Raw genomic sequence first — 23,759 nt, 5'->3', positions numbered from 1 at the left:
AATTAAAAAAACATTGAGGAAGGTGCTCGATTTGAACATAAAAAAACTTGTTGCAACGGTAGCGATTATTGCCGTTTGTTGCTTGTTTTATCTCTTAGCCCTTGATAGTTATTGTGACCAGGGTGGGACTTTCTCTACCGGTATTTGTACTATTACTTCGATCATTCCCTGGTAAGGGTTATTTATTGCCCTTGAATATAATAACCATTAATAACTATTACTGTAGTTTATCGTTATTGATTGTTAATTATCTTCTCTCATTCACCTTTGCTGTGGGCAGAGTGATAAGATAGTGTCCTTGTCACGCATGTAATAGGGGAGTCAATGTTAGATACAACTATGGGCGCGTTAGGTATCGCGCCAATCGCTTTATCGCTACTTACCGTCATTTTTTTCTTGATAGTCTGGTTCTTTTTGAGCCGTGCCAGTGTGAGAGCAAATGAACAAATTCGCTTGTTACACGAAATTGTGGAACAACAAAAACAGCAAACAGAATTGCTTAAGGCATTACTGGAAAATGCCACGGGTGTCGGTCGTGAGCAAGATGACAGTGATAGCGTTTCTCCTCTCGATTTTAAAGGTTTTATCCCAGAGCGATAACGTTATACCGATTCTGGCACTGTCGGTGGCAGTGTCAGGGGTCCTATAGCCAAGCATGATACCCTTTCATGTCAGAATACACTCACTACTCTGTATGGCCTGCCTTATCTTCCTGCTGATGCTAGTTTGCCCTTTATCAAGTTAGTGTAAACTGCGTCGATTGTCATAAATCCGTCTTATTTTCGCCGTAATGTAGCCAGAACGTTTCAAGATAACGGTGATTCAAATGATTAAATGGTATGAAGAAAGTGACAGTGAAGTGAACCGAAGTATTGCTCTGCTTGCGGGTGAAGACCCCGACAAATGGTATCCGTACGGGGGTATTAAAGGTAAGGATTATTGTAAGAACCCTTCTGACGCATGGCCTATCATCTATGCCAATAACATTGGCCTCTACTCTCCTGAAATTAATGACAATAATCAGTGGAATGCCCGAATCACCAATCTACAAGGTGAATGGCAGGCTTATAGCCAGAGCCCACTACGTGCGGCGATGATTTGCTACCTGCTCAGTCAGGAGGTGTGATGGTCAATATTGGCGTATTCCGGTAGCTGGCTAACCACCTTTATCCTTGATGCAATCGGGTTTAAGTGTTAAAAAACCGCCGCAGATTCATTTACAGAGGCGCTGTTTACCACGCCAGTGTGTAATAGGTGCGGCAGAGGATAGGATGGAACAGCAGTTGCAGGATTCAACACTAAAACGCGGATTAAAGAATCGACATATTCAACTGATTGCGCTGGGTGGTGCGATTGGTACTGGGTTATTTCTGGGAATAGCTCAGACCATCAAGATGGCTGGCCCTTCGGTGATATTAGGCTATGCCATCGGTGGCTTTATCGCATTTCTTATCATGCGTCAGCTTGGTGAGATGGTCGTCGAGGAACCTGTCGCAGGCTCATTCAGCCACTTCGCCTATAAATACTGGGGCGATTTTGCCGGATTCTTATCAGGCTGGAACTACTGGGCCATGTTTATACTGGTCGGTATGGCTGAATTGACCGCCGTGGGTATTTATATTCAATATTGGTGGCCGGAAATTCCGACATGGGTTTCAGCCGCAGTGTTCTTTGTCTTAATCAATGCCATCAATCTGATTAACGTACGCATGTATGGCGAAACTGAATTCTGGTTCGCTATCATCAAAGTCGTTGCTATTATCGGTATGATTGTATTCGGGGCTTATTTATTGGCTTCTGGATCTGGTGGGCCGGGTGCCTCTGTTACTAACCTCTGGGCACAGGGCGGTTTTATGCCTCATGGTCTTAGTGGGTTAGTGATGGCGATGGCGATTATTATGTTTTCTTTTGGTGGCTTGGAGATGGTGGGTATTACTGCCGCAGAAGCCGAAGATCCTCGACATAGTATTCCTAAAGCCACCAATCAAGTGGTCTACCGTATCCTTATCTTTTATATCGGTTCATTGACGGTACTGCTCTCCCTTTACCCATGGGGTAAGGTTGTGGAAGGCGGTAGCCCCTTTGTGATGATCTTCCATGCGTTAGACAGTCATTGGGTCGCGACAATCCTCAATGTGGTGGTCTTGACCGCTGCACTGTCGGTTTACAACAGTGGTGTTTATTGTAATAGCCGAATGCTATTTGGGCTGGCCTCTCAGGGGAATGCACCCAAGTTGCTGACCAAGGTTAATAAGCGTGGGGTGCCTATTTTGTCAATTGCGCTCTCGGCGCTGGCGACCTCCGCCGGTGTGGTTATTAACTATGTCATGCCGGGTAAAGCGTTTGAATTGCTCATGGCGCTGGTGGTATCAACATTGGTCATCAATTGGGTGATGATTTGCTTAGCTCACCTGAAATTCCGGGCAGCTAAAGTGCAAGAAGGGGTCGAACCACGCTTTAAAGCGTTATGGTACCCTTATGGTAATTATCTGTGCCTGGTGTTTTTGTCGTTGATACTGGTCATTATGTATTTTACTGAGGGGATTCAGATCTCAGTGCTAATGATGCCAGTATGGATCGTGCTGTTGTGGTGTAGTTTTATATTCACTCGCCGGAAACATAAGAATAACGTGCTAAAAGTAAATGACACAAAGGTTGTTTGACAAGTCGTAGTGCGAGGATAAAATAACCGGACAGTTAAGTTATATTAATAATCTGGTCCGGTTGTTTTTATCAAAAAACTCCATGCTGAGTGATATATTGTTTAAATAATCACCTGTAAATCAAGTGGATAATTTGTAGGATTCTAATAGGTGAGAATCATTGCACCTTTTTGGCGCAATTAACGTTAATTGAGATTAATTCTTAACAGTCGCATATAACCATTTTTAGTGTACGGATAATTAATAGATCCAATTAAAATTGCCAGCGTAGCCAGGTAAACAAGACATTTCCATTATTATAAGTACCAGGAATATAGGTAGTTTGTAAGGCAAACCTATTATATTCAATAGAGAACAGTGGCAGTGGCAAGGGGATAGGAATGTAAAGATATTCATGACGCGCGGTAATACTGGCAGTGAAGCCAATACCAAAGCGCCAGCCATCGACCTCACCCGGGATCCACATTTTTTGATAGCCATAACCTATAATGGGTTCAACTCTATTGTGTGAATCCATAAATGCCATCGCATACACTGCATGCCAGTTGTTATCTTCATCATAGCGATACTTACCATAGCCAATACCCCAGGGTCTCTCATTGTATGACTCTATCTTGTCATTATCATAGGTCCAGCGGTTATGCCAGGTATTCAGCGGGATATACAGCTCTTGGTTTGGCGAGACCCAGGTGAGTGATATGTTGCCCATCAGGCGTTGCCACAAGTTGCCATCAACTGTTGGTTGCTCAAGCTTCTGATCTTGAGAGGCTTGTACCGCTCGATATTTATCATCCGCCAGAACGGTTGGGGCCAGGCTCCACCACAAACCACTAAAAATACAGGTGCTGATAATACGTTTACAATTCATGTTGTGAATCTCTGATGCTGATAAGATGAAATAAGATTTCTGTGCATCAGATAATCTTTGTACTTATCGAAACTAATGACAGTTAATGCATTATTTATAATTATGCAGAGATTATAAGCTCGAACCTAAACGGTTCTATAACGGAAAGTAATATGGAGTTTTCAACTGCCCAGTTGGGTGGTTAGATTTTATAATTAAGAAAAATCCAAGGGTATCTGGATGTGTATTTTTAAGTACGGATGATTTGGGATGGTTTTACCGTGGTCAATTACCCCATGATGTATGATTTTCAATATATTCATGCGAGTTAAATAAAGTGGGAATGCACTTTTCTGGTGCGATCTTGTTAGCCCCGGAAAATTACTGCACCGATATGGCACGCTCAAATACTATTGATAGAATTAACGCTTCTGCATTGAGGTGCGTATTTTAATTTACATTTATTTATAACCAGACCTCTCTTTTTTTACCAATTATAGGTTTTTCATTTCTCTCTTCATATTAAGTCGATAAATAAGAGAGTTATGGCCTTTCTGTACCAATGAATACTGGCTATAACATGATGTTAAGTAAGGATTTAACTTCATTGTATGAAGGCGTGAGAGTATCTCGATAGTGAGTGAGAGATGCCGATGCGGCAGGGTCGATATATTCAATTATTATATATTTAATGCTAATAAATTTTATAGCATCACGACTTTCTGTCGTGTGCCAGGGTGGAAACCATCGGGTATCCACGTAAGCAGTATTATAAAAAATGTTAGCGTAAATGTTAAAAACAAGGAAGAAAGCGGGATAAGACAGTATAAAAAAATAGAGCAGAAAATACGATGACCTTCAACAAGTTTTAGCATATTTTCGCGTTGTTTATGATCAACCGTTTCAAATATGTGCGACAGGTTCACCCCTGATTAAAAATGGCTTGCCATCGAATACAGAGTATGTGATAACGCATATGGGTAAAACGAGGTACAGTTCTGTATATGTGTGGCATTTTCAGTAAAGAAGTTCTGAGTAAAGACGTTAGCGTTGAATACCGCTTCTCTGCCGATCCTTATCTTAGTGCCTCAAGCAGTAACGACTCTAGTTTGTCTATGTAAACGCCTACGGGCGAGTTAAACAATCCAAAGGAAATACTCAAGATGGCAAAGATCAAAGGTCAAGTTAAGTGGTTCAACGAGTCTAAAGGTTTCGGTTTCATCACTCCAGCTGACGGCAGCAAAGATGTGTTCGTGCATTTCTCTGCAATCCAAGGTAATGGTTTCAAAACCTTGGCTGAAGGCCAGAACGTAGAGTTCGAAATCCAAGACGGTCAGAAAGGTCCGTCTGCAGTAAACGTTACTGCAATCTAATCAGCTCTTTTGCTGTAAAAACCCGCCTCTGTGCGGGTTTTTTTGTCTCAACAGTGGTACAACCGTAACCTGTCAGTTAAGGCAAGATAATTAAACCTGAATACTGATTTCGGCCTTTAATGCCGGGATGGGTTGGGTCAATAGCTTGTTGTTGGCTGGTTCGGCGGAAGCTGGTGTATTTGAAGTGACTTTCGTTATCACCCTCAGCATATTGCGCGGTGGTGCATAGCGTACAACTGCCTACCCGATCAACTTGATGAATGCCGGCCCCGCGCAATTGGTGTTCTGCAATCGCCGCTAAATTGAGGTGGCGGAAACGAGGCGAAATAATATTTTTTGCCAGCGGCAATTGGTTAATAAATCGTTCAACCAGTTCTTCATTAACTTCATAACAGCAAGATCGGGCGGCAGGCCCTATGGCGGCGAGCCAATTTGCCGGGTCGTCATCACGGGCAATACGTTCAACCATCTGTAAGATAATGCCATCTAACAATCCGCGCCAACCGGCATGGACGACTGCAATTCCTTTTCCTTGCCGCTGGCTGAAAATAACCGGTAGGCAATCCGCGGTCAGTACCGTTAATAAAATACCGGGTTGAGTGGTATAGAGACCATCGGCTTCGCCACACTCTTGCCTTGATTCTGCCACATCGATAATGGTGGTGCCATGAACCTGCTTTTTGTTCGCTTGTGAAGCCTGATAAGGTTGGAGGCAGGGAGGGAGTAGGGCCGATTTATTGCCAAAACCGTGGCAAATAGCGCCGATTCGGCTGAGTTGTGGTGAGAAATCCGTCATAGGACTTACCTAATGAAGAGAAAGTACGCCATTCAGTGTAAACCGTTTTTTAACTTATTGACCAGTCGCTATTTCTTTTAAGGCGTCGTTAGCGAATTGTTGCAAAATAACGCATCTTGTATCACTGTTTTACCCCCGGTTGGAGCGGAGAATAGGGTTTAATGGCGACGATGATACATGCGACTATCCAGGATTGATCTTAATGATTTCCAGACCAAAAACTGACAGTAACAATTTTATTCGTTGGCGCTTTGGCTTGTTATGCGGTTGTATTTTAATTTCACTTTTGGGTCTGCTTGCACGGGTTGCCTGGCTACAAATTATCGAGCCTGATCCGCTAGTAAAAGAAGAGGACATGCGTTCAGTTCGTGTGGTTGCAACACCGAATACGCGTGGCATGATTACTGATCGTAACGGGCATCCACTGGCAGTCAGTGTCCCGGTTGAAGCCATTTGGGCTGATCCAAAAACAGTCTTAGAGAACGGCGGCATCGGGGCTTCCGAACGTTGGCAGGCATTGGCACAGCAACTCAGTATGCCAATGGGCCAATTAATCCATCGCATAAATCAAAATCCCAATGCCCGTTTTATCTATCTGGCCAGGCAAGTTGAACCGAATGTGGCTGAATATATTCAACGGCTGAAGCTGCCCGGCATTGAGACAAAAGCAGAATCAAGGCGGTTTTATCCCTCTGGCGACGTTGCTGCTAATCTGGTCGGTTTTACTAATATTGACGATCAGGGTATTGAAGGTGTCGAAAAGAGTTTCAATTCGCTGCTAAGTGGCACCGCAGGCAGTAGGGTGGTGCGTAAAGACCGATTTGGTCGAGTGGTTGAGGATATTTCTTCTACTGACAGCCATCCAGGGCAGAATGTTGAGCTCAGTATTGATGAGCGGTTGCAAGCGGAAACATCACATGCGCTGACCAATGCTGTGATACTCAATAAGGCAGATTCCGGTTCAGCGGTGGTTATTGATGTTAATACCGGTGAAATCTTGGCGATGGCTAACTACCCGACCTTTAATCCCAATAACCGGGCGGCTACCCCCGAGGAGAATTTCCGTAATCGGGCGATCAGCGACATTTTTGAGCCGGGTTCAACCGTTAAACCGATGGTGGTCATGACGGCGTTACAGCGTCACTTGGTTAAGCCTGACAGCGTGCTGGATACTCATCCCTATATACTTAGTGGCCATCAAATCAAAGATGTGGGGTTTTATCCGGCGCTGTCTTTGACCGGAGTCTTGCAAAAATCGAGTGATGTCGGCGTATCTCGTTTGGCGCTGGCAATGCCAGCCTCCGCACTAATGGAAACTTACACACTGTTTGGTTTGGGGAAGCCAACGAAGTTGGGGCTTACCGGCGAAAGCAGTGGCTTGATGCCACATCGGCAACGCTGGAGTGATCTGGATCGCGCAACATTCTCCTTCGGTTATGGCCTGATGGTGACCCCGCTGCAACTGGCTCGGGTATATGCCACTATCGGTAGTTTCGGGATCTATCGGCCATTATCGATTACGAAAGTTGATCCTCCGGTTCTGGGGCAACGGATATTATCTGAGGCGCTGGTACGGCAGGTTGAACATATGATGGAGAGTGTGGCATTGCCTGGCGGCGGCGGGGTGAAAGCGGCGGTAAGGGGATATCGGGTTGCAGTCAAAACCGGTACCGCCAAGAAGATTGGGCCAAATGGCCAGTATATTGATAAGTATGTGGCTTATACCGCAGGCGTTGCTCCTGCCAGTCAGCCCCGTTTTGCTTTGGTGGTGGTGATTAACAATCCACAAGGGGGGAAATACTATGGTGGGGCGGTTTCGGCTCCAGTATTTAGCGACATTATGGGGCAAATTTTGCGGACCATGAACGTTGAACCTGACGCTATCCCCGTCGGTATCGTTAGCCATAGCTAACATTCAGGTAAATAGCAGAGTTAAACCGTGGCTTGCAACAGCAGAAGTGCTTCTTTAGACTAACAGCCGTCTCTGTCCGCGATTTTGGCGGTTATTTATCTGTTATCTGGAACCTCAACCATGCCTTATCAGTGCCCCCTTTGTCATCAGGCCTTGCAGCTAACTCAGCAGCAATGGTGTTGCAGCAATAATCATCAATTTGATTGTGCCAAAGAGGGTTACGTCAATTTAATGCCGGTGCAGCATAAGGGATCAAAACAACCTGGAGATAGCCCAGAGATGATGCAGGCTCGGCGGGCATTTCTTGATGCAGGTTATTATCAAGCTTTGCAGCAACGGGTGTCTGAGATTCTGGACACCGCGCTACCTCAGGATGCCACTATGCTGCTGGATATCGGTTGTGGTGAAGGTTATTACACTGCTGCGGTGGCAGACAGGTTAAATCGGCAGCGTCAGATGGCTGTTTTCGGTTTGGATGTTGCAAAAGTCGCAGTAAGGTATGGTGCCAAACGTTATCATCAGGTGAGTTTCTGTGTCGCTTCCAGCCATCGGTTACCCTTTGCCAAGGGTTCTCTTGATGCGGTATTACGTATTTATGCGCCTTGCAAAGCGGCGGAATTGGCCCGAACCGTGAAGCCCGGCGGAATTGTAGTCACGGTTGCTCCCGGACCACGTCATCTCTACCAGTTAAAAGCGCTGATTTACTCACAAGTCCAGCTCCATGATGATGCTGAAGAGCATCTGGAAGGGTTTGAATGGGTTAGCAGCGAAAGACTGACCTATGAAATGAAGCTCACGGGTAAGCAGGGTTTCAATTTATTGCAGATGACACCTTTTGCCTGGAGAGCATCGATCGAAACAGGGCAGGAGCTGGCTGCTTGTCAAACTTTTACCTGCGAAACCGATTTTGTCATCGCATTGCATCGCCGCAACGAAGAGCCTTCCGAGCCGTGATGCACCGTGGGTAAGGGCTGTCAGCAACGTGGGTGCTTCAAGTAACAGGGTCAGCGAGTGGCCAATAGTGAATATATTATTGGCCTGACAGGAGCCGGGCCGTTAATTTTATATAAATTCATATTTGATATTTAACAATTCCAATTTGGGTTAATGTTATCAAACTCTCTTGGAAGCGGTTTTTATCATTATATTAATATAGAAAGCACAGTATTCCCTGGTATGTTATTAACAGTTAACTTAAGTCAAATTTGTAGATTTTTATATTTAGAATAGAATAGGTTTATTTTAGATCCAGATTTCGCCAAGTTCTCCCCCCAGACTCAGTCACCAAAATAGAGGGTATAAACCTTATCTCCTCGGCAATTTCCAGTGCTAAATCAGCAACTTCTTGTTTGTTTAATGTACCACTGCCGTAATTGAACTCTCCTTCAGGTAGTTTATATACTTTCTCCCTGCCGATAAAACGAGTGAATCCGGCATCAACCATTTTCTTATTAAGAGTCTCGTAATCGCCTTCCACTGCATTATGCAAAACGACACTGACCGTAAAGTATGGCATAGTTATTTTCCAATCGATTAGATGATGATATTTATATATCACAGCATTGAAAGTGATATTTTGACCAAGGTCTAATTGCTGGAAATAGAGCAACGTAACCTTGTAAAAACCAGGATGTAGATTGCTGATAGCAGGCAATCCTCGCGTATGTCGTTACCTCTCGTTATCAACTCTATTACATATTTTATTTAATCCATTTACGCTATGAAAAAAAACTAAGAATTTATGCACTGAATTGCAGAAATGCTTGCATTGAGCAATGTTATACGGATAATTCTTAATCCTTATAATAAGCATTCTCATTACTAGCAATTTTGCAAACTTCAGGGACATTAACTCGATGAATCAAACTACCTTCACCCGCATAAATCAAAAGCGGCTTGCACCGCGTCTTTTGTGCGTCATGATTGCAGCGGCATTAGGGACGTTATCGGCATCGTCATGGGCGGCAAGCGTAACTGGCAGTACGGCTGAAAGTGTGAAAAAAACCAGTACGGTAGCGGATACCAGCAACACTGATGAGAGCAACAAAACCGACACCATTACTGTGGTCGGGACGCAGGATACTTTCCGCGCGGGTGGCAATGATTTAATTCCAACCTATCTGGATGGTCAGGTAGCTAATGGTGGCCGTATCGGGTTCCTCGGCCAGCAAGATGCCCGTAACGTGCCGTTTAACGTGATCGGTTATACCTCTAAGCTGGTTGAAGATAAGCAGGCGCGGACACTGGCCGATGTGGTCAGAAATGATGCTTCCGTCCAGAACGTACGCGGTTTGGGTAATGCATCACAGAACTTCCGCATCCGTGGTTTTAACCTTGCTGGCGACGATATCTCATTCGGTGGACTGTTCGGCGTATTACCACGTCAAATCGTTTCTACCAGTATGGTTGAGCGGGTTGAAGTGTTTAAAGGCGCTAATGTCTTTATTAACGGTATTTCGCCAAACGGCAGTGGTGTAGGTGGGATGATCAACTTGGAACCTAAACGTGCCGGTGATACCCCATTGACTCGGGTGACTGTGGATTATGGTTCATCGGCGCAGATTGGCGGCGGTTTAGATGTTGGCCGCCGCTATGGTGATGACGACCAATTCGGCGTGCGGGTCAACGTATTACATCGCGAAGGTGAAACTGCCATTAAAGATGAGAAAAACCGTCTAACCGCGATGTCTACCGGCCTTGATTACCGCAGTGATCACGCCAGAACCTCATTGGATGTGGGCTACCAGAAGCAAACTATTCACGGTATGCGAACTAATGTCGCTATTGGTGGCGCTACTGTGATACCTGAACCGCCATCAAACACCTTGAACTATGGCCAATCGTGGGTCTATACCGATATGGAAACTACCTTCGGAATGCTGCGCAGCGAGTATGATTTAAGCCAGAACTGGACGGTATACGGTACTATCGGTGCCAGCCATAATAAAGAGACCGGTCAATACGGTTCGCCAACGTTGACCAATGCCAATAATGGTGATGCCACTATTTCTCGTATGTATGTGCCTTATCTTTCTGATTCTATTTCCGGTTTAGGTGGCATTCGAGGTCACTTTGACACTGGTTTTATCACTCACAAAGTTAATATGGGTTATGCCGCTAACTATCGTACCGCTAAATCAGCCTGGAATACGTCTGATCCTGTCAATACGAATATCTATAATCCAGGCGTAATTGATTTTCCACCAACGACGGGGGAGAGTACCAGTCAGGATCCACAACTGAACAGTCAGGTACGGGCTTCGGGTCTTTCATTATCTGATACCTTATCGATGTTGGATGACAAGGTACTAGTGATGCTGGGTGTGCGCCGTCAGGACGTGACTATTCGCAATTTCAACAATGGGGTGCCAAACAGTGCCGGTTCACTGGATGCGATGAAAGTCACGCCGATTTACGGTGTGATGGTGAAGCCATGGGAGAAAGTATCGCTGTATGCTAACCATATTGAAGCATTAGGGCCGGGTAATTCCGCACCTTACAACTATAGCAATGCCAGTGGTGTTACGACGCCTGTGGCTAACAAAGGTCAAATTCCAGGCATTATTCATTCGAAACAGAATGAAATCGGCGTGAAGTTCGATAATCAGCGCTACGGTGGTACGCTGGCCTTGTTTGAAATTACCCGACCGACTGGTACTGTCGATCCTGCTACCAATATTTATGGTTTCTACGGTGAGCAACGCAACCGTGGCCTAGAGCTGAATGTCTTTGGTGAACCGGTATTTGGTACCCGTTTGCTGGGTAGTGCTATCTGGCTGGACCCCAAATTGACTCAAACTCAGAATGGGACCAACAACGGTAATGATGCAATCGGCGTGGCTCGCTATCAGTTGGTCTTTGGCGGTGAGTATGATATTCCGGCCGTTGAAGGTTTGACTGCCACAGGTACTGTGGTGCGTTCTGGTTCTCAATATGCCAACGAAGCGAACACCTTAAAACTAAAACCATGGACGCGTCTGGATTTGGGCATGCGTTACACCATGCCGCTGAAAGAGACTAATTTGATTTGGCGCGCTAATGTTGAGAACGTGACCAATGAACGTTATTGGGAATCGGTTGAAGAGATCGGTAGTTATATGTACCAAAGTAATCCGCGCGAGCTGAAGTTGTCTGTCTCCATGGACTTCTAATTACAGGTTGATGTCCGTTGGCTTAAGGGCATTTGAAGCATAAAAAAACCCCGCGATCCTTCACGAATGCGGGGTTTTTTATGTTTTTGCCGCGGCTTTATTTTACGGCGAGAATAAAAGCACTGTTTGTTGGGTCATTAGCTTAAGCGAGACGATAGATATGCTCGTAAAGAATATTAAAACCGATACCAATCAAGACGATCCCACCAATAATTTCAGCGCGCTTACCCAATAGTGGGCCAATATAACGGCCAATTAACATCCCCAACGTGGCCATAATCATGGTCGCCAGGCCAATGGCCATGGCAGTATGAACAATATTGACTTGCAGGAATGCCAGACCGACACCAATTGCCATCGCATCAAGGCTGGTGGCAATGGCGGTCATGACCAATACCCCGAAACTGTGGCTGCGCATTTTTTCGGTGTCTTCGACCTGCTGCCTGGCACCTTCAAAAATCATACGGCAACCAAGAATAAACAGCAGACTGAAGGCAATCCAGTGATCCCACTCCAGAATATATTGGCTGGCAAATAAGCCAATACACCAACCAATCAGTGGGGTAATAGCTTCTACTACGCCAAATATCAGGCCGGTACGCAGTGCTTCTCTAAATCGGGGTTTATGCAGACTGGCACCTTTACCGATTGAGGCGGCAAACGCGTCCATAGACATAGCAAAAGCAAGAATAAGTGTTGCAGATAGATTCATAGAAATAAACTCGGCCGGGCGGCTCCATATACACGTAACCCACCCCCAACCTAACGACGGAGCTACGTGTCTATGGTCTCGCCAACCTTACCTGGCTACCCGTACCACGTTTCAATAGATGAAACGAGTATGTTGATACGGGCGTTTCTGCTTACCAATATATCGGCTGATATATTGCACAGAAACCGGCTACTCCCCATGAACGGCGCAACCATAACATATAAATTATTATATTCACAACCCCAAATAGAATAAGGTATATCAATTGATAGTGATAATTGTTTGCATTAGCGTGTTCTTATCTGAAATTAGCATATATAAGCATCAGTGATGGTGTGGGAATAAGCCGCGAGGAGTTTTATATTCTGTTGGTAAATTAATCAGTTAAGGAATTTATTAATTGGCTTAGTCCCTCGTAATTAGGCTTTACGATTGATTTTCAAGGAAAAAGTTATAAATTTTCTCTAAATCATCTAATTGATTAACCTGGATAAGCAATCTGCGCTGTTCCAATTCAATCACTAATATTCCATCCTCAGATAAATTCATACTCTTTATCCGGCTATATTCAATAAAAGTATTGGCGTAGAAGAAGCCTGTATTTTTAAACAACAGTTTGGGCCAACGGATATAAGAGATATACACCGCAACCAAGGCCAGGCCCACTAATAAGTAAGTGGTTAATGAAGTACCATTAGCCATAACATTATTGTAAATGAGTATGCCAATCAGCCCGACAAAGATAGCACTGTCGATTTTACTTTTACGTTTCAGGTGAACTTGCAGTCGGGTTTTTCCCTTCATCATGTTCATGATGAATTCATCATAAATGGCATAAGCTAACAACAGGGCGATAAAAACAACTAAAACGATATCAGTAACCGACATGCAACCACTCCTTAAATAAAAAACCGGGAGCCATGCCCCCGGTTTTACTCAACTCAATAGTCGAATTATGGTGCCAGGAAACCAATCCAGTAGCCGAAGATACCGATGGCGAAGAAGCCCATAATAATCCACAGTGCGTTAACTTTACGGCGTAATAGCCACATACAGCCAAACGTTAACAGTAATGGCACCAAACCAGGCATTAACTGATCAAGAATGGTTTGCACCGTAGTCACTGTGGTCTGACCGTTCTGATTGGTTATCTTGGACACCACGACCGGTATGTTAACGTGGGTCCACTTGTTAACCAAGGCCCCCATAACAAACAGGCCGAGGATAGACGCCCCTTCCGTCAGTTTTTGCAGCAGGCCACCGTCCATATCGCTGACGATATTGACGCCTTTTTTATAGCCGTATGCCACCCCGTAATAACGAACCAGTAAACGTACCAGGTTAAACAGTACAAAGAACAGCAGCGGGCCAAGTAAACTACCGCTCATCGCGATACCCGCACCAAGAGCTGCCAACACCGGTCGCACGGTACCCCAGAATATCGGGTCACCCACCCCGGCCAGCGGCCCCATCAGACCTACTTTGATGCCGTTGATTGCCGCGTCGTCAATCTCTGCGCCATTGGCTCTCTGCTCTTCCATCGCCAACGTAACACCCAGAATAGGGGCGGCAACGAAGGGTTGGGTGTTGAAGAATTCCAGGTGGCGTTTGATTGCCTGCTTACGCTCTTCGGAGTTCTCTGGATACAAGCGGCGAATTGCCGGTACCATTGAGAAACAGAAACCGAGCGCCTGCATACGTTCGAAGTTCCACGACCCTTGGAAGAGGTTAGAGCGGATAAACACTCCGCGGATGTCGGCGGGCGTGAGTTTCTTTTCACCCGTCGTTGTTTTATCAACACCGGCTTTATCAAGCATAGTTGTTGTATCAACCATTTCTCTCACCTTTTCCTAGTCTAATTCGTTATCAAGGCTGTTATTGGACGGGCCAGACTGTACAACCTGAGACTTGTTGTATTTAGGACTGAGCTGGATATAAAGAAGAGCCATAACCACACCAATAACACCCAGTGCCACCAGGTTGAAGTTGGTAAATGCGGCGGTCACGAAACCTAAGTAGAAGAATGGCATCAGGTAGCCAGCACGCATCATGTTGATAACCATGGCGTAACCTACTACGACGATCATACCACCGGCGATATTCAGACCACTGGTAACCACATCAGGAATCGAGCTTAGCAGCATCTGAACTTCCGATGTCCCAACAGACAGGGCAACGATCAGGGCTGGGATAGCGATACGCATTGCTTGCAAGAACAGGGCAGAAATGTGGATCCAGGTTATCGCACGTAGGCTGCCACGTTCGGCTGCACCATCGGCGGCGTGCTGGAAGGCCACAGTAATCGTACGGACGATAATGGTTAATACCTGGCCGGCGGCTGCCAGCGGAATAGCCAGTGCGATACCTGCACCGATATCTTGGCCGCCTGCAATAACCAGAATGGTAGAAATAATCGACGCCAAAGCGGCATCAGGAGCCACTGCGGCCCCGATGTTCATCCAGCCAAGAGCGATCATCTCCAAGGTACCACCGATAATAATACCGGTTTTCATGTCACCCAAAACCAGACCTACCAGAGTACAGGCGACAAGGGGACGGTGAAATTGGAACTCATCCAGGATGGAACCCATCCCGGCGATACAGGCAACGATAAATATCAGCACAATCTGAAGAGTTGTGATCTCCATTGTACTTCTCCTATGACCAAAAAAGCTGAGTAAAAATAACCGTGTTCCCAACAGAACAGGGCATTACCTTTCTACGTAGTTTTTATAAAGCTATTTATTAAGTTTGCTGATTAAATCCATCATTTTGAGCCGACTATCCGAAGAGACTTTTCGGACTTCCAGTTCAATCCCGCGAGCATTTAATTTATTAAAAGCTGCGATATCTTTTTCATCAACGGAGACCGCATTGTTCACTTGGGTTTTCCCCTGACGGAATGCCATACCACCGATATTTACGGTCTTAATGTCGACACCACCCTCAACCATACGCACGACGTCAGTTGGATTGGTAAATAACAGCATGACCCGATCTTTGGCATATTTCGGGTTGTTATAAACACGGATAGCTTTTTCAACATCCACCACGTGCGCTGTTACACCCGGAGGCGCCACCTGCTTTAGCAAGGTACTGCGCATTTTGTCAGCAGCCACTTCGTCACTGACAACAATAATGCGGTTTACGTTAGTTTCTTTGGTCCAACGAGTGGCGACCTGACCATGGATTAAACGGTCATCAATTCGTGCCAGCCCGATTTTCATATGATCATTCGGGCCTAAAGCGACGGCCGGAGCCTGGGCTTCTGGTGCCGCAGCGGCTTGTGGCACCTCTGGCTTATCACTCTTAACGTCCGGTGCTTTCAGTGCTTTAACCCCTTCACGACCGGTTTCCACCGCGATTTTAACCAATTCGGCAAATGATGGGTCATCATCACGGGCCATAAAGGTTTCAGCCAGCATTGGAATGTTAACCCCGGTGATGACCTCATAGTTTTCTTTATCGACGGCAATACGACTGGCAGCGTTAAACGGGCTACCACCCCAGGTATCAACCAGGAATAAGACACCTTTGCTGGTATCAAGCCCGGTCAATTTACCGTTGTATTTCTCAATCAACGTTTCGGCATTCTCACCTGGGACGAAATCGATATAAGCGACGTTACTTTGCTCGCCTAAAATCATTTCGGCTGTTTTCAGCAGTTGTTCTGCCGCAGCCCCATGTGTGCCAATGATAATAGCTATACTCACTCGCTACCCCCTCTGTTAACTCAGAATTGAGTTCTAGCACGTAACAGAAAACCCAGTAATCACCTACAACACTTCGGTACACATTGAATCTATTATGATAGTCACAATATCAGCCCACTGCTGACGAATTATTCGTGACGATTATGAATCGATTCAGGTAAGCCCCTTAATGTTGTTAGATGTGATTTATTTTAGTCAGTGAAAAAATAAATTATGTGACGCTGCTCATTTATTCAGACATGTTATTAATGATTTAGCTTACTTGGGTAATTATTCAGCAGTTGCATGAGTAATATTGATGTATTTATGTGCCAAAGTAATCATCACATTAGGATTGCTGTGTTAAGGAACCGTGCAATTTGTATGAAAACGGGCCTGTCGTTATGGCCGAATAGAGCGATGGCGCATTGCCATCATGGAAAATGTCAGTTTGAGAGATGACGGGTATTAAGGGTCAGGCAATAAATCCGACTATGCTGACAAAAAAAATCCTGATAAAGTTAGCGGCTATATTAATTGTCAGGAGTTAAGGGCCTCAGCTCTCCCTATGGACTGTCACCGAAGTTACTGTTTCTTTAGCGTTAACACCCAGCCAGTGGGTTCAAATCTGGTTATCCAATCACGCACATTTGCGGCGTATAATTTCACCCGATCTTTCTGCGTATCTATACTGACAACCGTACTGCGGCGTTTTGCTGTGTCTGTTGTCGGGCGCACATCATCTAAATCCTATTCTTATTTTTGGAGTCTGACATGGAATTTCTAATGGACCCCTCAATCTGGGCAGGGTTACTTACGTTGGTGGTATTGGAAATTATTCTGGGTATCGATAACCTGGTCTTCATCGCCATTTTAGCCGATAAACTTCCACCGAAACAAAGAGATAAAGCCCGTATTATCGGTTTATCTCTTGCGCTGATTATGCGGCTGGGGCTGTTGTCGGTTATCTCCTGGATGGTCACACTAACAACGCCATTATTCAGTGTCGGCGGTTTTAGCTTCGCCGGGCGAGATCTGATTTTGCTGGTGGGGGGGCTGTTCCTGCTATTTAAAGCCACCACCGAGCTACATGAACGGCTGGAAGGTAACCAGCACGATGACAGTGCGAATCGGGGTTATGCCAGTTTCTGGGCGGTAGTCGCACAGATTGTGGTGCTGGATGCGGTCTTCTCGCTGGATGCAGTGATTACTGCGGTGGGGATGGTTAACGACTTGGCTATCATGATGACTGCGGTCGTGATTGCCATGGGCGTTATGTTACTGGCATCGAAAACACTGACCCGCTTTGTCAACGCGCACCCGACGGTCGTGGTGCTGTGTCTGAGCTTCTTGTTGATGATTGGCCTGAGTCTGATTGCTGAAGGCTTTGGTTTCCACATTCCGAAAGGCTACCTGTATGCTGCAATCGGCTTCTCTATCCTGATTGAGCTGTTTAACCAGATTGCGCGTCGTAACTTTATTAAGCATGAGTCTCGTTTGCCAAGACGCCAGCGTACTGCTGAAGCGATCATCCGATTGATGGGGGGCCGTCAGCAGCAGGAACCACACAGTGGTGATCAACAACAAAGGCCACCCGTGGAGGCATTTGCTGAAGAAGAACGCTATATGATAAGCGGCGTACTGACGCTGGCTTCTCGCTCAATGCGCAGTGTAATGACGCCACGTACTGAGATCTCTTGGGTCGATTGCAATCGTTCACAAGCAGAGATCCGCGAGCAATTGTTAGATACCCCGCACAGCCTATTCCCGGTTTGCCGTGATTCATTAGACCAGATAATTGGTGTGGTTCGGGCCAAAGATCTGTTGGTTGCCATTGAACGTGGTGATTCTATCTGTGAGTTTGCTGCGGCAACGCCCCCTATTGTGGTACCGGATACCATGGATGTGATTAATCTGTTGGGTGTATTGCGCAGAGCTAAAGGTCGCTTAGTGGTGGTAAATGACGAATTTGGCGTAGTACAGGGGTTAGTTACGCCGCTGGACGTGCTGGAAGCTATCGCGGGTGAATTCCCTGATGAAGATGAAACACCCGATATCATCGCTGATGGTGACGGTTGGTTGGTGAAAGGGGGCGCTGATTTGCATTCTCTGGAACAGGCGTTGGATTGTCAGGAACTGGTGAGTCCGACCGCTGATTATGCATCGCTCGCCGGTATGCTGCTTTCTCACTCAGGCCACATGCCAACGGCGGGGGATGTGGTTGAACTGCATAACCTGCGCTTTGAGATTATGGCAGCCTCAGATTACCGGATTGAGTTAGTGCGTATTACCAAATTGAGTAACGAATTGGAAGAGTAACACTCTAACAACGAAAAGAGTTTCGGCTAATGCGGGTCATCTTAAGGTGACCCGCATTTTTTAATGGATACTTCAGCACTTTTTAGTTCGTTCAATTTGTCAGTCTAATAATTTTTAAATTATTAGACTGACAAATAATACTCATCACACTATTAATTGTTTTTTAATAGACGAAACAATTATAGTTAACTATGTTTTTTATTATTATTTAATTTTCCAAATTCGCAATTTAAATAAATCTGATATATATAATAACGAAAGCAATAATACTAAACCCCCAGTAAATACTGATGACTATTAAAATAAACAATCATTCATTAAGTTATTTATAATCAATAGGTTATATTTATTTTTATATGTAAATTGAAATGAGATATAATTATTTAAAATAATAACGCCAAATCAATGGATATATACTATGCTTAAAATCACTTAAGCAAGCTAATGCTCAAGGCGGTTATCTGGGTATTTAAACAGAATTTAAGTAGGCATTAAAAATAGTTTAAAATAGTGGTTTTAATCTATTTTAAAATGCCAAAATAAAAATTAACTTTCTGTTTTTGATGCCGTATAACCTATATTTTCACCATTCTACCCGCTCGTGATGGAGGTTCTATGAGAAAGATAGTTTTTGTTCTTGTATTAATGCTGTCTTCATTTGGTACATTCGGCCAGGAGACAGCGTCAAGGGCGCTTAGTGATGCATTATCGACACCCATCGCCGCTGAGGTAAATAAAAAAGCGTGCGATACTCAGCCTCAAATACCTCAAGGAGATATTGATTGGTCTGTGTGTTGTGAGATATGTTGCATTCCCGCATGTTTTGGTTGCTAGGCATAACAGTCATTTTTAATCTTTTACTGTGTATCAAGGGGCGCGCCGGCATCCCCTTGATGCACAAGATTTTTTCAATGTAATAAATTAATCACATTGCACTTTAATGGCTAGGCCACCACGGGATGTTTCGCGATATTTGGCATTCATATCTTTACCTGTCTCAAACATGGTTTCGATCACTTTATCCAGTGAGACACGCGGTTCACTGGTGCGGCGCATCGCCATCCGCGCCGAGTTAATGGCTTTTACCGATGCAATCGCATTACGTTCAATACAAGGTACCTGTACCTGGCCAGCAACCGGATCGCAAGTCAGACCCAGATTGTGTTCCATACCGATTTCAGCAGCGATACAGACCTTCACCGGGCTGCCACCCAGTAATTCAGCCAGACCCGCCGCCGCCATGGAGCAGGCAACACCCACCTCACCCTGGCAGCCCACTTCCGCGCCGGAAATAGACGCATTCATCTTATACAAAATTCCGATAGCACCTGATGACAGGAAATAGCGGATAAAGATTTCAGGGGTGACCGGTTCGATAAAGTGATCGTAATAGGCCAATACCGCCGGGACGATGCCACAAGCGCCATTAGTGGGTGCGGTAACAACACGGCCACCCGCAGCATTTTCCTCGTTGACTGCCAGTGCGAACATATTGACCCAATCAATAACGTTCATAGGGTCACTGGAGAGTTTATCCGAGGAGACTAACAAACGGCGTAATGCTGAGGCGCGGCGCGGTACACGCAGAGGGCCAGGTAACACTCCCTCGGTGTTCAGGCCGCGATCAATACAAGACTGCATGGTTTGCCAGATGGCCGTGAAATAGGCTTCAATTTCATCTTTACTGTGCATCGCCAGCTCATTTTGCATCACCATACCGGAGATGGACATGCCGGTTTGCTCGCAGTTTGCCAGGATTTCTTCAGCAGAATTAAATGGATAGGGCACGCTGACGGCGTTTACCGCCGCTTTGCCGAAATGCTCTTCATCAACGATGAAACCACCACCGATTGAATAATAGGTTTTGCTAAGCACGTTGTCATCACCGGCAAAGGCGTGAATTTGCATACCATTTTCGTGCAGCGGCAGATTATCACTGCGGAATACCATCCCGCCTTCACGGGGGAAGTCTACTTCACGCAGGCTATTAGCCAGCATCAGTTTTTGCCGTAATTCCACATCACGAATAAAGGCAGGAATACTGTCGATATCAACGGTATCAGGCATATTGCCTGCCAACCCCATAATAATGGCGATATCGGTGTGGTGACCTTTCCCGGTGAGTGACAGTGAGCCGTAAACATCAACGGCAACACGCGTGACCGACGGCATCAACCCTTGAGTTACCAGCAAATCAACAAACTCTTTGCCAGCTTTCATTGGCCCCACAGTATGAGAGCTGGAGGGACCGATACCAATCTTAAACATGTCAAAAACGCTAATCACGCTAAAACTCCTTAACAACGCATTTTGTTATTCCCTGAGCATATGAATATGACCGAGAACATCTAATTAAGTATAAGAGTTCGGTGGATAGCAGCAGACTACTTCGCATGATAAATATTTATACATGAAGTATTGCCACCACAGACCCCTGTTAATTTGGCTCTTGCTGGTGTCGGCGGTATCAATTTGCTACCGCAACAATGACATATCACTACCAAGTTAGGGTGATCACCACCCGGTTTTAACCTTACATTTCTAGTGGTTTATAGTGATGAATGTTATTTTACAGATATTTCATAACGCTGATAGGCCAGTTTACAGTTTTTTTAAAATGATTGTGCAAGGAAAGTAGAGTAAAAATCGATGTAATGAGGTGATGGGGATCGCTTTATGCTGTAATTCAGCTTTTTTAGCCGTAACCTTGTGAGGCGAGTCACTCATTACCCATGCTAGATACATGACTTTAGCTTAAATATTAACCTGCTGCGCCAGCCGGCGGATAATCGCCGCCGTCAATCCCCAAACAAACTGGCTTTCATACCAGGAAAGATAGACGCGGTGATTGATGCCGCCACGCTGGATATCCAGTGAATAGTAGCGTGATAGGCTAAGAGCCTCATGCAAGGGGATTTCGAACAGCCCGGCCACTTCTTCTTCATTGCCATGAAAGGTAATATTGGCTGGCACCAAACCAACAATGGGCGTGACCTGATAGCCACTGAAACTGTCGAGCGGGGCCAGTTGCCCTAAGACATGTACCGCAGAAGCGGGGATGGCGACTTCTTCCTCGGCTTCACGCAGGGCGGTATCAATCAGCGAATGATCGCCCGGATCAGCTTTGCCGCCGGGGAAGGCGACCTGACCGGCATGTTTACGCAAATGATCCGAACGCCGGGTCAGCAGCAAGGTGGGTTCAGGCCGGCAAATGATAGGGATTAACACGGCGGCATGATGGCAATTGGCAGAGAGGCTACCAGGTTGAGGCAGTTGTAGCTGGAATCGACTGATAAATTCAGATAAAGCCTGTCCGATAAGCAGGTTACTCACAAACGATTTATCCACAAATGATTCACTCTCGGGATGGCCGCTCATTAATTATACATTTTCCAATTGCGGCAAGATGCGGGCGATTTTATCAAAGGTTTCCTGATACTCCGCCTGTTCTTGACTATCGGCCACAATTCCCCCTCCGGCAGAACAATATATTTTGCCGTTTTCGGTCAACAGAGTACGAATTGTGATGTTGGTGTCCATCGTGCCACAGCAGCTAATATAGCCAATGTTACCGCAATAGGCATTGCGTCTATGTGGCTCAAGTTGCTCGATAATTTCCATGGCCCGAATTTTTGGTGCTCCGGTTATCGACCCGCCGGGGAAGCAAGCGCGCAGCAATGCCGTTGCTGGACATTCAACCGGCAGCGTGGCGGTAATAGTGCTGACCAAATGATGCACTGCCGGGAAGGCTTCAACGATAAACAATTCAGGAACCCGCACGCTACCCGGCAGCGCCACACGACCAATATCGTTGCGCAGCAGATCAACTATCATCAGGTTTTCAGCCCTGTCTTTGCTGGAATGTGCTAGCCGCTCAGCTTGCAAACGATCCTGTTCTGGGGCGTCCAGACGTGGCAAGGTACCTTTGATGGGGCGGGTCTGGATCTGATGGTTTTCTAGCCATAAAAAACGTTCCGGCGAGACGCTCAGTATCGCGTTTTGTGGCAAGCGAATAAAGGCGGAGAAAGGTGCCCGATTACTGCGGTTCAATGATAAAAATGCTTGCCATTCATCACCTTGATATTCAGCACTGAATCTCTGAGCCAGATTGATTTGGTAACAGTCGCCGCTGTGCAGGTATTGCTGAATTTGGCGAAATTTTTCACCATATTGTTCCCGCGACATATTAGCCTGCCAATGGCTGGTGAGCTTGAATGGGGCAACGGCCTCAGTATTCTGTTGCTGCTGCAACCAAAGCAGCCGCTGCTCGATATCACCGTGGCAAACCAGAGTCAGTTGCTGCAAGTGATGGTCGGCAATCAGCGCCCAGTCATATAAGCCGACGGCCATATCCGGTAACGTAATATCTTGCTCAGCCAGAGTCGGCAACTTTTCAACTCGACGGCCCAGATCATAACCCAATAACCCTAATGCGCCGCCGAGAAACGGTAGGTCAGGATGTGGATGTATTGGTAGTGTGAATTTATCCAACTGTTGCTGTAATAAAGAGAATGGATCTGCGAGGGAAAATAGCCTCCCTTGCACACTGACAATCTCAGTTTGCTCCCCTCGGGTGGTGAGCGTGACCTGTGGGTCGGCGACTAAAATATCAAAACGATTATGAGCGTGTTCAGCGGATCCGGAATGCAACAGCATTGCCCAGTTTTGGTTGGCAAGGGGAGCAAATTGCTGGAGTAGGGCATCAGGCTGATAAGGCAAGGTTTTGAAAGCCAGGGAAGTCACGCTCATGAGTCACTATTCTTTTCTTTAGGGTGATTATATTTAGTGAAACGGTTGTTCAGTGGCATAATTGCGCCATCACCACCAAACTGCCCAGTAGATTAACATAACTTGCCCAATTAATTTGGTCAGATAGTTCAGCGGTAATCAATCACCGCAGACAAAAATAAACAAGTATATACCCCCAAACTTGGCGTTACAGGCAGTTAACACAGTCTATAATTTTAAGTGCGAAGGGTATACTGAGTCAATTATATGCAGGAGATGATCAATGTTAGCGGGTATGCCTTCACTTTCCCATGAGGAACAGCAAGAAGCTGTCGAACGTATTCATAAATTCATGTCGGAAGGGATGAGCAGTGGCGAGGCGATTGCATTAGTGGCCGCAGAGATCCGTGAGCGGCACCAGGATGATCCACAAGCCATGGCTATCTTTGAAGATACGGACTTTGATGAACATGATGAGTCTGATTATCGCCGTGATAATGAGCAAGATGCGGATGATATCGAGGATCAGTATGAGGGATAACCTCCTATCTGTTGCTGATTAAAAC

23 protein-coding genes and 1 riboswitch are annotated in these 23,759 nt (G+C 45.7%); of the genes, 12 read left to right on the top strand and 11 right to left on the bottom strand.

Going from position 1 to position 23,759, the window contains the following annotated elements:
- Window positions 1-31 precede the first annotated feature (31 nt).
- From AEP37_RS24910 to AEP37_RS12725, 4 genes are all read left to right on the top strand, one after another.
- On the top strand, window positions 32-175 hold the full coding sequence (locus AEP37_RS24910; protein ID WP_072086299.1) for a PhoP/PhoQ regulator MgrB: 144 nt from the start codon (window positions 32-34) through the stop codon (window positions 173-175).
- Between the two features lie 149 nt (window positions 176-324).
- A complete protein-coding gene (locus AEP37_RS12735) occupies window positions 325-600 on the top strand; it encodes a YebO family protein (protein ID WP_049613667.1) in 276 nt (91 codons plus the stop codon).
- A 226-nt stretch (window positions 601-826) separates the two neighbouring features.
- Window positions 827-1,126, top strand: coding sequence for a phage protein NinX family protein (locus AEP37_RS12730; RefSeq protein ID WP_049613666.1), 300 nt, complete (start codon window positions 827-829; stop codon window positions 1,124-1,126).
- A 145-nt stretch (window positions 1,127-1,271) separates the two neighbouring features.
- Window positions 1,272-2,663: an amino acid permease gene (locus AEP37_RS12725; RefSeq protein WP_049613665.1), complete on the top strand. Its 1,392-nt coding sequence runs from the start codon at window positions 1,272-1,274 to the stop codon at window positions 2,661-2,663.
- A gap of 253 nt (window positions 2,664-2,916) precedes the next feature.
- On the opposite strand, the gene pagP is transcribed toward AEP37_RS12725, so the two are convergent.
- The gene (pagP, locus tag AEP37_RS12720; RefSeq protein ID WP_049613664.1) at window positions 2,917-3,531 is read right to left on the bottom strand and encodes a lipid IV(A) palmitoyltransferase PagP; all 615 of its coding nucleotides are present in this window, start codon (window positions 3,529-3,531) and stop codon (window positions 2,917-2,919) included.
- Window positions 3,532-4,514: 983 nt separating this feature from the next.
- On the opposite strand from pagP, the gene AEP37_RS24295 reads away from it, so the two are divergent.
- Both AEP37_RS24295 and cspE read left to right on the top strand, forming a co-directional pair.
- Entirely contained in the window at window positions 4,515-4,631 is a 117-nt protein-coding gene (locus AEP37_RS24295) for a DUF2627 domain-containing protein (RefSeq protein ID WP_002211058.1), read from the top strand.
- 42 nt (window positions 4,632-4,673) lie between these two features.
- On the top strand, window positions 4,674-4,883 hold the full coding sequence (gene cspE / locus AEP37_RS12715) for a transcription antiterminator/RNA stability regulator CspE (RefSeq protein WP_002221949.1): 210 nt from the start codon (window positions 4,674-4,676) through the stop codon (window positions 4,881-4,883).
- 76 nt (window positions 4,884-4,959) lie between these two features.
- On the opposite strand, the gene pgeF is transcribed toward cspE, so the two are convergent.
- The gene (gene pgeF, locus AEP37_RS12710) at window positions 4,960-5,679 is read right to left on the bottom strand and encodes a peptidoglycan editing factor PgeF (RefSeq protein ID WP_049613663.1); all 720 of its coding nucleotides are present in this window, start codon (window positions 5,677-5,679) and stop codon (window positions 4,960-4,962) included.
- Window positions 5,680-5,881: 202 nt separating this feature from the next.
- Here pgeF and ftsI point away from each other — a divergent pair, with 202 nt between their 5' ends.
- Both ftsI and rlmA read left to right on the top strand, forming a co-directional pair.
- A complete protein-coding gene (gene ftsI / locus AEP37_RS12705) occupies window positions 5,882-7,591 on the top strand; it encodes a peptidoglycan glycosyltransferase FtsI (protein ID WP_049613662.1) in 1,710 nt (569 codons plus the stop codon).
- A gap of 120 nt (window positions 7,592-7,711) precedes the next feature.
- On the top strand, window positions 7,712-8,545 hold the full coding sequence (rlmA, locus tag AEP37_RS12700; protein WP_049613661.1) for a 23S rRNA (guanine(745)-N(1))-methyltransferase: 834 nt from the start codon (window positions 7,712-7,714) through the stop codon (window positions 8,543-8,545).
- A 283-nt stretch (window positions 8,546-8,828) separates the two neighbouring features.
- On the opposite strand, the gene AEP37_RS12695 is transcribed toward rlmA, so the two are convergent.
- Complete coding sequence (locus AEP37_RS12695) at window positions 8,829-9,107, bottom strand: hypothetical protein (protein WP_049613688.1); 279 nt, start codon at window positions 9,105-9,107, stop codon at window positions 8,829-8,831.
- 340 nt (window positions 9,108-9,447) lie between these two features.
- On the opposite strand from AEP37_RS12695, the gene AEP37_RS12690 reads away from it, so the two are divergent.
- Window positions 9,448-11,742 (top strand): TonB-dependent receptor, encoded by a 2,295-nt coding sequence (locus AEP37_RS12690; protein ID WP_049613660.1) that lies wholly within the window; start codon window positions 9,448-9,450, stop codon window positions 11,740-11,742.
- A gap of 142 nt (window positions 11,743-11,884) precedes the next feature.
- Here AEP37_RS12690 and mntP read toward each other — a convergent pair whose 3' ends face one another.
- From mntP to manX, 5 genes are all read right to left on the bottom strand, one after another.
- On the bottom strand, window positions 11,885-12,454 hold the full coding sequence (mntP, locus tag AEP37_RS12685; RefSeq protein WP_049613659.1) for a manganese efflux pump MntP: 570 nt from the start codon (window positions 12,452-12,454) through the stop codon (window positions 11,885-11,887).
- Window positions 12,455-12,464: 10 nt separating this feature from the next.
- Window positions 12,465-12,664: riboswitch (yybP-ykoY riboswitch) on the bottom strand.
- Between the two features lie 216 nt (window positions 12,665-12,880).
- Window positions 12,881-13,342 (bottom strand): DUF986 family protein, encoded by a 462-nt coding sequence (locus tag AEP37_RS12680; protein ID WP_049613658.1) that lies wholly within the window; start codon window positions 13,340-13,342, stop codon window positions 12,881-12,883.
- A gap of 65 nt (window positions 13,343-13,407) precedes the next feature.
- Window positions 13,408-14,289 (bottom strand): PTS mannose transporter subunit IID, encoded by an 882-nt coding sequence (locus AEP37_RS12675; protein ID WP_049613657.1) that lies wholly within the window; start codon window positions 14,287-14,289, stop codon window positions 13,408-13,410.
- A gap of 15 nt (window positions 14,290-14,304) precedes the next feature.
- Window positions 14,305-15,102 (bottom strand): PTS mannose/fructose/sorbose transporter subunit IIC, encoded by a 798-nt coding sequence (locus tag AEP37_RS12670; RefSeq protein ID WP_049613656.1) that lies wholly within the window; start codon window positions 15,100-15,102, stop codon window positions 14,305-14,307.
- A 90-nt stretch (window positions 15,103-15,192) separates the two neighbouring features.
- On the bottom strand, window positions 15,193-16,167 hold the full coding sequence (gene manX / locus AEP37_RS12665; protein ID WP_049613655.1) for a PTS mannose transporter subunit IIAB: 975 nt from the start codon (window positions 16,165-16,167) through the stop codon (window positions 15,193-15,195).
- Between the two features lie 753 nt (window positions 16,168-16,920).
- Here manX and AEP37_RS12660 point away from each other — a divergent pair.
- Both AEP37_RS12660 and AEP37_RS24905 read left to right on the top strand, forming a co-directional pair.
- Window positions 16,921-18,465, top strand: a complete 1,545-nt coding sequence (locus AEP37_RS12660) for a TerC family protein (RefSeq protein ID WP_049613654.1) — start codon at window positions 16,921-16,923, stop codon at window positions 18,463-18,465.
- 615 nt (window positions 18,466-19,080) lie between these two features.
- Window positions 19,081-19,299 carry an ST-I family heat-stable enterotoxin gene (locus AEP37_RS24905; RefSeq protein WP_072086298.1) on the top strand — a complete coding sequence of 73 codons (219 nt, stop codon included), beginning with the start codon at window positions 19,081-19,083 and terminating at the stop codon, window positions 19,297-19,299.
- Window positions 19,300-19,386: 87 nt separating this feature from the next.
- Here the strand turns inward: AEP37_RS24905 and AEP37_RS12655 are convergent, their stop codons facing one another.
- From AEP37_RS12655 to pabB, 3 genes are all read right to left on the bottom strand, one after another.
- A complete protein-coding gene (locus AEP37_RS12655) occupies window positions 19,387-20,751 on the bottom strand; it encodes an L-serine ammonia-lyase (protein WP_049613653.1) in 1,365 nt (454 codons plus the stop codon).
- 468 nt (window positions 20,752-21,219) lie between these two features.
- Window positions 21,220-21,798, bottom strand: coding sequence for a CoA pyrophosphatase (locus tag AEP37_RS12650; protein WP_082170791.1), 579 nt, complete (start codon window positions 21,796-21,798; stop codon window positions 21,220-21,222).
- A 48-nt stretch (window positions 21,799-21,846) separates the two neighbouring features.
- Window positions 21,847-23,214, bottom strand: a complete 1,368-nt coding sequence (gene pabB / locus AEP37_RS12645; RefSeq protein ID WP_049613651.1) for an aminodeoxychorismate synthase component 1 — start codon at window positions 23,212-23,214, stop codon at window positions 21,847-21,849.
- A gap of 262 nt (window positions 23,215-23,476) precedes the next feature.
- Here pabB and AEP37_RS12640 point away from each other — a divergent pair, with 262 nt between their 5' ends.
- Window positions 23,477-23,734, top strand: a complete 258-nt coding sequence (locus tag AEP37_RS12640) for a YoaH family protein (RefSeq protein ID WP_049613650.1) — start codon at window positions 23,477-23,479, stop codon at window positions 23,732-23,734.
- Window positions 23,735-23,759 lie beyond the last annotated feature (25 nt).

The organism is Yersinia pekkanenii (genome assembly GCF_001152565.1).
In the GTDB taxonomy this organism is placed as follows: domain Bacteria; phylum Pseudomonadota; class Gammaproteobacteria; order Enterobacterales; family Enterobacteriaceae; genus Yersinia; species Yersinia pekkanenii.
Note: the sequence above shows the minus strand (reverse complement) of the source record. Positions and strands in the feature narration are given on the sequence as shown.

Coding starts and splice junctions, on each gene's coding strand:
- AEP37_RS12735 (WP_049613667.1), top strand. CDS start 325: ATGTTAGATACAACTATGGGCGCGTTAGGTATCGCGCCAATCGCTTTA.
- AEP37_RS12730 (WP_049613666.1), top strand. CDS start 827: ATGATTAAATGGTATGAAGAAAGTGACAGTGAAGTGAACCGAAGTATT.
- AEP37_RS12725 (WP_049613665.1), top strand. CDS start 1,272: ATGGAACAGCAGTTGCAGGATTCAACACTAAAACGCGGATTAAAGAAT.
- pagP (WP_049613664.1), bottom strand. CDS start 3,531: ATGAATTGTAAACGTATTATCAGCACCTGTATTTTTAGTGGTTTGTGG.
- AEP37_RS24295 (WP_002211058.1), top strand. CDS start 4,515: ATGTGTGGCATTTTCAGTAAAGAAGTTCTGAGTAAAGACGTTAGCGTT.
- cspE (WP_002221949.1), top strand. CDS start 4,674: ATGGCAAAGATCAAAGGTCAAGTTAAGTGGTTCAACGAGTCTAAAGGT.
- pgeF (WP_049613663.1), bottom strand. CDS start 5,679: ATGACGGATTTCTCACCACAACTCAGCCGAATCGGCGCTATTTGCCAC.
- ftsI (WP_049613662.1), top strand. CDS start 5,882: ATGATTTCCAGACCAAAAACTGACAGTAACAATTTTATTCGTTGGCGC.
- rlmA (WP_049613661.1), top strand. CDS start 7,712: ATGCCTTATCAGTGCCCCCTTTGTCATCAGGCCTTGCAGCTAACTCAG.
- AEP37_RS12695 (WP_049613688.1), bottom strand. CDS start 9,107: ATGCCATACTTTACGGTCAGTGTCGTTTTGCATAATGCAGTGGAAGGC.
- AEP37_RS12690 (WP_049613660.1), top strand. CDS start 9,448: ATGAATCAAACTACCTTCACCCGCATAAATCAAAAGCGGCTTGCACCG.
- mntP (WP_049613659.1), bottom strand. CDS start 12,454: ATGAATCTATCTGCAACACTTATTCTTGCTTTTGCTATGTCTATGGAC.
- AEP37_RS12680 (WP_049613658.1), bottom strand. CDS start 13,342: ATGTCGGTTACTGATATCGTTTTAGTTGTTTTTATCGCCCTGTTGTTA.
- AEP37_RS12675 (WP_049613657.1), bottom strand. CDS start 14,289: ATGGTTGATACAACAACTATGCTTGATAAAGCCGGTGTTGATAAAACA.
- AEP37_RS12670 (WP_049613656.1), bottom strand. CDS start 15,102: ATGGAGATCACAACTCTTCAGATTGTGCTGATATTTATCGTTGCCTGT.
- AEP37_RS12660 (WP_049613654.1), top strand. CDS start 16,921: ATGGAATTTCTAATGGACCCCTCAATCTGGGCAGGGTTACTTACGTTG.
- AEP37_RS24905 (WP_072086298.1), top strand. CDS start 19,081: ATGAGAAAGATAGTTTTTGTTCTTGTATTAATGCTGTCTTCATTTGGT.
- pabB (WP_049613651.1), bottom strand. CDS start 23,214: ATGAGCGTGACTTCCCTGGCTTTCAAAACCTTGCCTTATCAGCCTGAT.
- AEP37_RS12640 (WP_049613650.1), top strand. CDS start 23,477: ATGTTAGCGGGTATGCCTTCACTTTCCCATGAGGAACAGCAAGAAGCT.